The sequence below is a fragment of the Streptomyces sp. NPDC037301 genome (assembly GCF_055602785.1).
The window spans coordinates 1-8,956 of record NZ_JBVJWD010000113.1 but is presented as its reverse complement, the minus strand read 5'-3'; the positions used below and the strand labels follow the sequence as shown (position 1 = coordinate 8,956).

Genomic DNA, 8,956 nt, shown 5'->3' with positions numbered 1-8,956 from the left:
TCCGCCGCTACATCATCTGGCGCAACCGCCATGCCGACCACCGGCGCCTACGCGCCGTCGTGGACAGGGCAAACGTTGCCTGATGCGGCACTAGCTAGTGCCGCATCAGGCAACGTTCGCCCTGTTCACGACCTCGCGAAGGCGTTCGTCGGCGGCGTGCTCGGCGATTTGAGCGAAGAGTTGGCCGACCCGTGGCTCGCCCGTTGCGAGTCGGAGCTCCGTGAGCGCCGTGGTGCCGAGCGGCAGCGACACGCAGGCCGGGCCGAAGCACGACCTGGTCTTCACCGACCGCCTGCTCGTCCCCCTGGTCCGCCTGCGCACGCCGCGCTCGCCGAACTGTATGGCACCGCCAGCTCCACGATCTCCCGCGCCATCGGCGAGATCCACCCGCTGCCGGCGGCACGCGGCTTCGCCGTCCCCGACCGTCCCGATATCCGACTGCGCACCCTGGCGGACGTGTTCGCCTACGCCGAGGCCGAGGGGATCCGGCTGCGGATCGACGGCGCCGAGAGACCCAGGTCCGCCGCCCGACGGCCAACCGGCCCGGACGACGGGCCTTTGTGGCCGGCGAGAAGGAGCAGAACACCATCAAGACCACCACCACCACCATCAGCGACCGCCAGGGCCGCCTGCTGTGGTCGGGCGCGGACCGCCCGGGCCGCATGCACGACCAGACCGCAATGCGTACCGAGGGCATCGCGGAGCAGTTCCGGCTCCGCCCGAAGGTGACAGCCGAGGTCGACGAGGGATACCGGGGCCTGGCCAACGAGCTCCCCGACCAGATCAGCGCCCGCCGAAGAAGCCGATGAACGACGCACCGCTCAGCGAGCAGTATGCCTGGCGAGAGATGCGCCGACGGCAGTCCTCGGAGCGGATCTGCGTCGAGCACGCCAACGCCGAGCTGCGGCAGCGGCGCCCATTCCAGCGCTACACCGGCCCCCGCGAGGACTACGCCGAGACCCGCCAGGCGATCGCCTCACTGGTCTCGGACCGCTCAGCCCGCCGGCCTACCAGCCGCGAGCCGAGTACCGAACTCGTGCTCGCCCGGCAGACCGCCTGCTGATCAACCACCAGCCGAACCGTCAGGCCAGCACGCCCAGACCTCAATCGCGGACCGAGTCATTACCCGAGGTCACCTTCGGCGTGCCCGGGGCTGATGGGGATTCGTGAAAAAACGGCCAGGGACGCTCCGTTTCCCCGCTTGGTCCGGTATTCCAGGGTGTGGGAAGCGGTGAGCAGGGTGGAGGCCCGCCGGCTGTCGGGTCAGCGGGCCTCGATGCTTGGTAAGCGTCACGGGGTGCGTCGCAGTCGGTTGACACCAGGGGCGGTGGACAGCACCTGGCCCAGCGCCAGCGCGCTCAGGCCGAACATCAGGACGCCCAGGGGGACATGAAGCGACGGCATGTGCGCGATGCCCAGCACCACCTGCACCGAGGCGAGTACAAGGAAGCCGGACGCGTACAGGATGGGACGGGGCGACCCGCCGCCCGGCCGCCATGCCAGGATCGCGGCGAGCACGTACAACATCGATGCGCCGTACATCACGCGTGCTCCGGCGCTGTGCAGTGCCTCGCCGTGGGACGTGGACAACAGCAGTCCGGCGGTGACCGCCTGGAAGAAGATGGCCAAGGTCTGCAGGGCGATCGCGACCTGTAGGAACGTAAGTCTGCCCAGTGCTGCCGTCGCCTGTGTGGCCATGATGTGGTCCCCTCTTCTGCCTCGCGGCGGTGGATCGGTACTGTCTCGGTCGTCCGACGACGCGGGCCCCCGAAATGTGAGGCGAAGCGCCGTCCGCACAGTCCGGTGCGGTGTCTCGCCGACATGGCGAGAGCAGAAGCGGACGAGAAGAACCAGGGAGCGGTCGCGACCATGAACACCTCATCCGAGCCAGGGCACGACCCATCCGAGCCGGTCCTGAGCGCGATCGTCGACGAGCGGCGCCAGCTGATCAATCTCGCCTACCGGCTGCTCGGTTCGCTGGCCGAAGCCGAGGACGCCGTGCAGGAGACCTACGCCCGCTGGTACGCGATGTCGCGGCAGCAACAGGATGCCATCGAGTCGCCCGGCGCCTGGCTGACGACGGTGGCCAGCCGCGTCTGTCTGGACGTGCTCGGCTCGGCGCGGGCCCGGCGGGAACGCTACGTCGGCACATGGATACCCGAACCGCTGCCCGACCGTACGGAGTGGATCAGCGGGCGGGCGGGCGGCGGCAGAGCCGAGCCGGCCGACCCCGCCGACCGGATCACCCTGGACGAGTCGGTGAACATGGCCTTCCTCGTCGTGCTGGAGTCGATGACACCGGCCGAACGCGTGGCGTTCATCCTTCACGACGTCTTCCGCTACCCCTTTGCCGAGGTCGCCGAGATCATCGGCCGGACGCCCGCGGCCTGCCGACAGCTGGCATCCTCGGCCCGTCGGCGTATCCGCACCGCGCATGCTCCGGCGGCGCCGGCAGCCGGGCAGGCCGGTCTGGTGCGGCACTTCAAGGAGGCGTGGGAGGCCAGGGACATCGAGGCCCTCGTCGGCCTCCTCGACCCCGACGCCGCGATGGTCGCCGATGGCGGCGGCCTGGTCGGCACCGTCCTCCGCCCGATCGAAGGCAGCGAACGCATCGCCGCGTACCTGATCCACATCGCCGACAAGGCCCCTGGACTGACACTCCTCGAGCGGACGGTCAACGGCCGGCCCGGCCTGGTCGCCCAGCACACCGGCGTCACCGTGACCGTGGCCGCCTTCGACCTCGCCGGAGACCGCATCACCCGCATCTGGGCGGTCCGCAACCCGGAGAAACTCCGAGCGTGGACCGAGAGCGGACAGCCCCGATCCGCCGCCACGCCCCGAACGACGCCACCGGGCGGTTCGACAGTCCTCCGCTCCGCCGTCCAGCCACAGGCCGGCACGGTGCGGATGGGGAATGACGGCGAGCAGGTCCAGGGAACCCCGGAACACCAGGTGGGGAAATTCAAAAACTGAAGCTGGCCCATCAACTCGGCTTGAGCAACACCACGTTCCGCCGCCGATTCCCCGACATCACCCAAGAGCTCGGCACCCTCCGGTCCACCCCTGCCGATCCCGCCGACGGGCCCACCACACACGACAGGCTCATCGCCCGGAACGCGAAGCTCCGCCGCCGGAACCAGGAGCTGACCTCAGACCTTGCTCTCGCCATTGCTCAGCTCCAGCACCTTGCACTGACCAACGAACGGCTCCGCGAGGCGCTTGAGGACGCGTCCAAGGTCACGAGCATCCACGCCAAGAAGGCACTCCACTGAGCCGACTTCCCTGAAGAGATAGCCCCTGGTACTGGTGGGCTCTCGTATTCAACCGTCGCCAGTGTTCTCCGCGGAGCTCAGTTCGGCGGCCACCGCCAGTGATCTCGGTCGGCAGCGGGGCGTCCCACGGGACCAGAGCCAGCGCGTGCTCGGATCCGGAATAAACCAATCGCCCCCACGTCGATGCTCCCGTAAGGTGCGTGGATTGTCGTGGCAGAAAGGCGGTTCGGAACGTGGTGCCCAGGTCAGTGACGCGGGAGCAGTTGGCGGGTGCGGCGCGGGCCGCGCTGGGCAGCGGGCGGCGGCTGGAGGCGGTCGAGCGGGTCGCGGGCGGCAGTAAGAAGGGCGTGTACCGCCTGGTGATGGACGACGCGACGACGGCGATCGCTTACCTGTGGGACGACGCCGAGAACTACTGGCCGGCCGCCGAGGGTGACGACGACCTCACCGACCCGTTCTCGCCCGGCCTCGGGCTCGATCTGTTCCAGGCCGCGCACGCGCGGCTGGACGCGCTCGGCGTCCGCGTTCCGGCGATCCGTCTCGTCGACCGCGACGGCGCCCACTGCCCGGCCGACCTTGCGATCGTCGAGGACCTCCCGGGCGAGAACCTGGAGGAGTTGCTCGCGCGCGACCGGCGCGCGGCTGCTCCGGTCATGGCCCGGCTCGCGGAGTCGCTGGAGGCGATGCGGGGCCACCGGGCACCGGCGTACGGCAAGGTCGCCGTGGTCGACGGAGGAGGAACGTCGTGCGGTACGTCGTGTGAGGAGGTGGTTCTCGACCGTGCGCTACGGGACCTCGCCGAGGCGGCCTCGCGCGATCCGCGGATCGCGGACGCCCGCGACCAGCTGGAGGAGCGGCTGCTGGGCCTGGCGGCGGCGGTGCGGCCGCGCGCGGAGTACGCGGTCGTGCACGGCGAACTGGGGCCCGACCATGTGCTGGTGGACGCGGACGGGAACCCCGTGGCGATTGACATCGAGGGATTGATGTACTTCGACGTCGAGTGGGAGCACGTGTTTCTACGGATCCGCCTGCACGACGCCTACCGGCCGCTGGGGGTGGACGGGTTGGACGAGGACCGGCTCGCGCTCTACATGCTCGCACAGCGACTTTCGCTGACGGCGGGGCCGCTGCGGCTACTCGACGGGGACTTCCCCGACCGGGCCTTCATGACGGGCATCGCCGAGTACAACCTGAAGCAGGCGCTGGAACTGGTCCACGCCTGAATTCCCGGCGTCTCAACTTGTTCGCTAAATACCAGCAGGTGAGGCTGGTCGCGGCTGGGCCCAGCCGTAGTCCGGCGGGAAGGCGAGGATGTCGACGCCGTCGTCCCGGACGGGCTCGGGGGTCAACTGTCGCCTGTCGCCGGCGCCGCTGAGATTGATCATGGTCCGGCTATTGCCGTGAGGGCGTTGACGCGGTTCTCGTACTCCCGGCGGGCTTTGCTCTGGGCCGGGGCCGGGCAAGGTCGCCGACTTCCTGCGTGCGACCGAACTGGAGCCCGCCGAGCGGGCCGCGCTCGACCAACGCGTGACCGTACGACGCGGCCAGGGCTACACGCACCGCATCACCGCCCTTGCGGCCAGCACCGGGCCGTGATCAATCTCAGCGCCAGCCACGGTTCGATTGATCTCCGGGGCCGTATACCCATGTTCACCGAGGCCGGGAACGGGTGTGGCGGTGGGCATTCCGGAGAGTGAGAGTCCGCTCCGCCTGTCTCACGTACTGTGGCTTCGCATGACCGACTCCGGGACCGAGATCACCGCAGAGCTGGTACACGATCTTCTCAAGGACCAGCATCCGGACCTTGCAGGACTGGCCATCCGTGAAGTAGTGGGCGGCTGGGACAACCAAATGTGGCGCCTTGGGGATAAGTTGGTCATGCGCATGCCGCGTACGGAACGTGCCCCGGATCTCCAGCGCAAGGAATGCCAGTGGCTGCCCGTCTTGGCCCCGCGCCTTCCGCTCCCGGTTCCGACCCCTGTGCGGATCGGCGAACCGTCCGCGCGCTTCCCGAGGCCCTGGAGCATCATGACGTGGGTTCCCGGCGAACCACTCGACTACACCTCGATCAGCCGCGGCGACCACGCGGCCGACACTCTGGCGGGCTTCCTCAGGGCGCTCCACGTGCAGGCACCCGACGAAGCTCCGACCAGTTCGGACCGCGGCACTCACCCCAAGAAGTGCACGGACGGCTTCGAAAAGTTCTTGCAAGCCATTGCCCCCGGCGGCATTGCCGCCGACGTCCGGGCCGTCTGGGCCGATGCCGTTGCGGCCCCCGAGTGGGAGGGCCCGCCGGTATGGCTGCACGGTGACCTCCATCCCGCGAATGTCGTCGTCTCGGACGGGACGCTCTCGGGCGTGATCGATTTCGGCGACATGTTCGCCGGCGATCCAGCGTGGGACCTCTCGGCCGCGTGGCTGCTCCTTCCTGCGGGCGCGGCCTCACGGTTCTTCGAGGTGTACGCGCATACGGACGAGGCGACGATCCGGCGCGCCCGAGGGCTGGCTGCTCTGAAAAGCCTTTTCCTCATCCTTATGGGCCAGAACGGGGAACGGGGCCTTCCCGGCGGCAAGCCGACATGGGGACCCGCAGGCCGGGCGGCGCTCGATCGTGTTCTGACATCCAGCTTGGACCGGCCCTCTCCCGCATAGCCCCGCTCCCATCTCGGAGCGAGGCGGACCGGCGGCTGGTGTCTGAGCTAGGACATCGGGGCCCATCACCTCGCCACTGCACGGTGATCACCGCCTACCGCTACATCCCGTTTCGATACTCCCCGAGGGCCGGGTTTAGCCATGGCCGCGCCGTACGGTCAAGCCTCGGTCGCGCGCGGCCCGCTCGGCGGGCTCCAGCTCGGTACACGGAGGAAGTCTGCGACCTTGCCCGGCCCGTGCCGTTACTCCCCGTGTTCCGAGATGTGATAGGGTACGCCCTCACCGTCGGGGAACACAAGGAGATGGCGGTCAACGGTCAGCCCTGAAGGGTGGCTACAACTTCGCTTACCAGTCGAACTGGCTCGGCAAGCCAGACGTCTCCGTGGACCAGCTTGGCTATGCCATCTCCGGCTCCGAGCACCCCACCGCCCGATCGCTGCTGTTCCTGCGCCGGGCCCGGGCCTACGCAGCACTCGGCGGGCGTTTCCTGTGCTACCGCGACCTGTCAGAGGCCGAGGCAGCGCTGTCCGTTCAAGCCGTCGATCCCGCCCCGAGCTGGTGCTCATGGATGAGTCCGGCCGATCTCGCGGTTGACTCCGGGCAGTGCCTGCTCGACCTCGGCCAGGTCGACGAGGCCCACGCCAAGATGAGCCAGGGCCTCAGCCTGCTGCCGAAAACAAGGGACAAGACACGCGGGATCTTCCTGACCTACCAGGCCAAGGGGCTTCTGCAGTTCAAAGACATCGAGCATGCCCTGGCCGTCACCACCGAATCCCTTGATCTCGCAAGCCGCATCGGCGCCAAGCGGTGCGTGCCCCTGGTCCGCGAACTCGCGCCAGCGTTCAAGCCCTACCGCCAGGTGTACGGTGTCGCCGACTTCATCGGACGCCTACGGGCCGCATGGCGGCATTGCGACTCGCGCAGGCGCACGACCTCCAGTTGGTCCACGGCCCGCACATCGACCAGTTCACAGGCCAGACACCCGAGGCATGGCAACGACTGCCCGCCGGGAGCGGTGGGAAGGGCGAGCGGCACCACGACTGGGCCGCCATCCGGCCTGCTCTGTATCCGCGCGTCCGACAGCGAGGAACCCAACCGTCAGCTGGGTGGTCGGACTGCGGAGTCGGGTTCGAGGACCATGGTGGCTGTGGCGCCGTCGGCGACAGCGGGCCGGGCGGGAGCCAGCCCAAATGGATCTGACCGGCCGCGAGGCTGCCAGTGTGGGCTCTCGTAGCGACCAGGTGGAGACCTGTTCATGGAGACCTGTTCGGGGAATCAGCGCTGATCGAACTCACCGGAGACGTGAACTGGTTTATGAGTCCAGGTTGTTGGGACGTAGGTTGTGCGCTGACAATTCACGCCTCGGTTGAAAGACGGACGGTACCCATGACAGACCACGCCACGTCGCCCGGACCGGCGGTGCATCAGAAGATCGACACGTCGGTGCCCCACTCGGCCCGGATCTGGAACTACTGGCTGGGTGGGAAAGACAACTACCCCGTTGACGAGGAAGCCGGCGACGCATACAGCGCCGTCTTCCCCGGCATCGTCACCATCGCCCGCAGCAGCCGTGCCTTCCTGCGCCGCACCCTCACGTACCTGGTCACCGAGGAGGGCATCCGGCAGTTCCTGGACGTCGGGACCGGCCTGCCGACCGTGAACAACACCCACGAGGTCGCCCAGCGACTCGCCCCCGAGACCAGGATCGTCTACGTCGACCACGACCCGTTGGTCCTCGCGCACGCCCGTGCCCTGCTCACCTCCACCCCCGAGGGGGCGACCGCCTACGTCGACGCCAACCTGTCCGACCCTGATCGCATCCTGGCGGCCGCCGCCGAAACACTGGACCTCACCCGCCCCACCGCCCTGATTCTCAGCAATATCCTGGGCCACGTCGCTGACTACGATCAAGCGCACGACACCGTCACCCGCCTGATGAACGGACTGCCGTCCGGCAGCTACCTCTCCATCAACGACGGTTCACGGGGCACCGACGCCGACTACGAACAGGCCCAGGACGCATACAACGAGACCGGCGCCGTACCGTACTTTCTGCGCCCCGTCGACGAAATCGCGGCGTTCTTCGACGGCCTGGAACTTTTGGACCCCGGGGTTGTGCCGGTCCCCTTCTGGCGCCCGGACCCCACTTCCCCCACCCCGGAACCCATCGGCGAGCACGGCGGCCTCGCCCGCAAGCCGTGACACCCTGACGGACAAGGCCCCGCGTACGACCAAGACAGACCGCCGTCTCGTGCGAGACGGCGGTCTTGTCACACGCACGCGTTGCCGACGCCACAACCTGCGACGAACGCCGCTCTCAAGGCTGGCGCTGCTCACGCCCGCGACCTTGACCGAGGATTCCTTCACTCCTGACGGCTTCGATAGCATTGCTATCGGCGAGATTGATCACGGTCTCGGGCTTGGGTTCCCGGCGACTGGCACGGTGAGCCCCTTCGGCAGCATCCCTCATTCGTTTACGCGTCGACCTGGCATATTCACTCTGACCGGTTCCGTGTGGCTACTGTGTCGCCGGGAAGCCCATGTGGTCCCGTGGAGGAACCCGACCCGCGACCGGCACTTTGCCGCCCGAGGATGAGCACGGAGCCCGGCTGTGGCCATGCGAGCACCCTGGTGACGTGGGGGATGGACGGCAACGGCCCCGCCCCGATCGGACGTCGTCTCGCCATGTGGCGAAGACGTCGCGGTGTCACCTCGGGCGAATGGCAGCACGTTCCTGCCTTTCAGAACAGTTGATATCGGACGTGGAATCCGGCAGAGACTGGGTCGATCAGCATCACGTTCTGAGCTCGCCTGCGGCTGGACTCCGGCTCGATCCCACAGAGCTGACGGGGCAGCCGTACACGCCTTCCGGAACGGATCACGCCGCGGTCCACGCGACAGCGTGGCACCTGCGTCGACACCTGGCCCATGTCGCCCCGTTACCGTTTTCGTGGCCCCGCAATGGGGCGCCTGGCCCCCGGGTCCGGTATGGCTGTGTGCCCCCTGTCGAAGTCGATGACCTGGGGGGTGTT

11 protein-coding genes are annotated in these 8,956 nt (G+C 68.3%); 8 read left to right on the top strand and 3 right to left on the bottom strand.

Annotated elements, in window-relative coordinates; translation table 11 throughout:
• Positions 1–105: 105 nt before the first annotated feature.
• Complete coding sequence (locus tag ACZ7IB_RS48165) at positions 106–285, bottom strand: hypothetical protein (RefSeq protein ID WP_470921631.1); 180 nt, start codon at positions 283–285, stop codon at positions 106–108.
• A gap of 275 nt (positions 286–560) precedes the next feature.
• On the opposite strand from ACZ7IB_RS48165, the gene ACZ7IB_RS48160 reads away from it, so the two are divergent.
• On the top strand, positions 561–809 hold the full coding sequence (locus ACZ7IB_RS48160; RefSeq protein ID WP_470921629.1) for a hypothetical protein: 249 nt from the start codon (positions 561–563) through the stop codon (positions 807–809).
• Positions 806–1,063, top strand: a complete 258-nt coding sequence (locus tag ACZ7IB_RS48155) for a hypothetical protein (protein WP_470921627.1) — start codon at positions 806–808, stop codon at positions 1,061–1,063. The genes ACZ7IB_RS48160 and ACZ7IB_RS48155 overlap by 4 nt, the downstream gene beginning before the upstream one ends.
• A gap of 227 nt (positions 1,064–1,290) precedes the next feature.
• Here the strand turns inward: ACZ7IB_RS48155 and ACZ7IB_RS48150 are convergent, their stop codons facing one another.
• Positions 1,291–1,698 (bottom strand): hypothetical protein, encoded by a 408-nt coding sequence (locus tag ACZ7IB_RS48150; RefSeq protein WP_470921626.1) that lies wholly within the window; start codon positions 1,696–1,698, stop codon positions 1,291–1,293.
• 171 nt (positions 1,699–1,869) lie between these two features.
• Between ACZ7IB_RS48150 and sigJ the strand changes: the two genes are divergently transcribed.
• The 3 genes from sigJ to ACZ7IB_RS48135 all read left to right on the top strand — a co-directional run bounded on the left by sigJ (position 1,870) and on the right by ACZ7IB_RS48135 (position 4,495).
• Positions 1,870–2,973 (top strand): RNA polymerase sigma factor SigJ, encoded by a 1,104-nt coding sequence (gene sigJ, locus ACZ7IB_RS48145; protein WP_470921634.1) that lies wholly within the window; start codon positions 1,870–1,872, stop codon positions 2,971–2,973.
• Positions 2,974–2,993: 20 nt separating this feature from the next.
• Complete coding sequence (locus ACZ7IB_RS48140) at positions 2,994–3,272, top strand: hypothetical protein (protein ID WP_470921624.1); 279 nt, start codon at positions 2,994–2,996, stop codon at positions 3,270–3,272.
• 248 nt (positions 3,273–3,520) lie between these two features.
• Entirely contained in the window at positions 3,521–4,495 is a 975-nt protein-coding gene (locus tag ACZ7IB_RS48135) for a phosphotransferase family protein (protein ID WP_470921632.1), read from the top strand.
• A 24-nt stretch (positions 4,496–4,519) separates the two neighbouring features.
• On the opposite strand, the gene ACZ7IB_RS48130 is transcribed toward ACZ7IB_RS48135, so the two are convergent.
• Complete coding sequence (locus ACZ7IB_RS48130) at positions 4,520–4,657, bottom strand: hypothetical protein (RefSeq protein ID WP_470921622.1); 138 nt, start codon at positions 4,655–4,657, stop codon at positions 4,520–4,522.
• Between the two features lie 349 nt (positions 4,658–5,006).
• Here ACZ7IB_RS48130 and ACZ7IB_RS48125 point away from each other — a divergent pair, with 349 nt between their 5' ends.
• From ACZ7IB_RS48125 to ACZ7IB_RS48115, 3 genes are all read left to right on the top strand, one after another.
• Positions 5,007–5,924, top strand: a complete 918-nt coding sequence (locus ACZ7IB_RS48125; RefSeq protein WP_470921621.1) for an aminoglycoside phosphotransferase family protein — start codon at positions 5,007–5,009, stop codon at positions 5,922–5,924.
• Between the two features lie 382 nt (positions 5,925–6,306).
• Positions 6,307–7,158 (top strand): hypothetical protein, encoded by an 852-nt coding sequence (locus tag ACZ7IB_RS48120; RefSeq protein WP_470921619.1) that lies wholly within the window; start codon positions 6,307–6,309, stop codon positions 7,156–7,158.
• A gap of 152 nt (positions 7,159–7,310) precedes the next feature.
• Complete coding sequence (locus ACZ7IB_RS48115; RefSeq protein WP_470921617.1) at positions 7,311–8,126, top strand: SAM-dependent methyltransferase; 816 nt, start codon at positions 7,311–7,313, stop codon at positions 8,124–8,126.
• Positions 8,127–8,956: the final 830 nt, after the last annotated feature.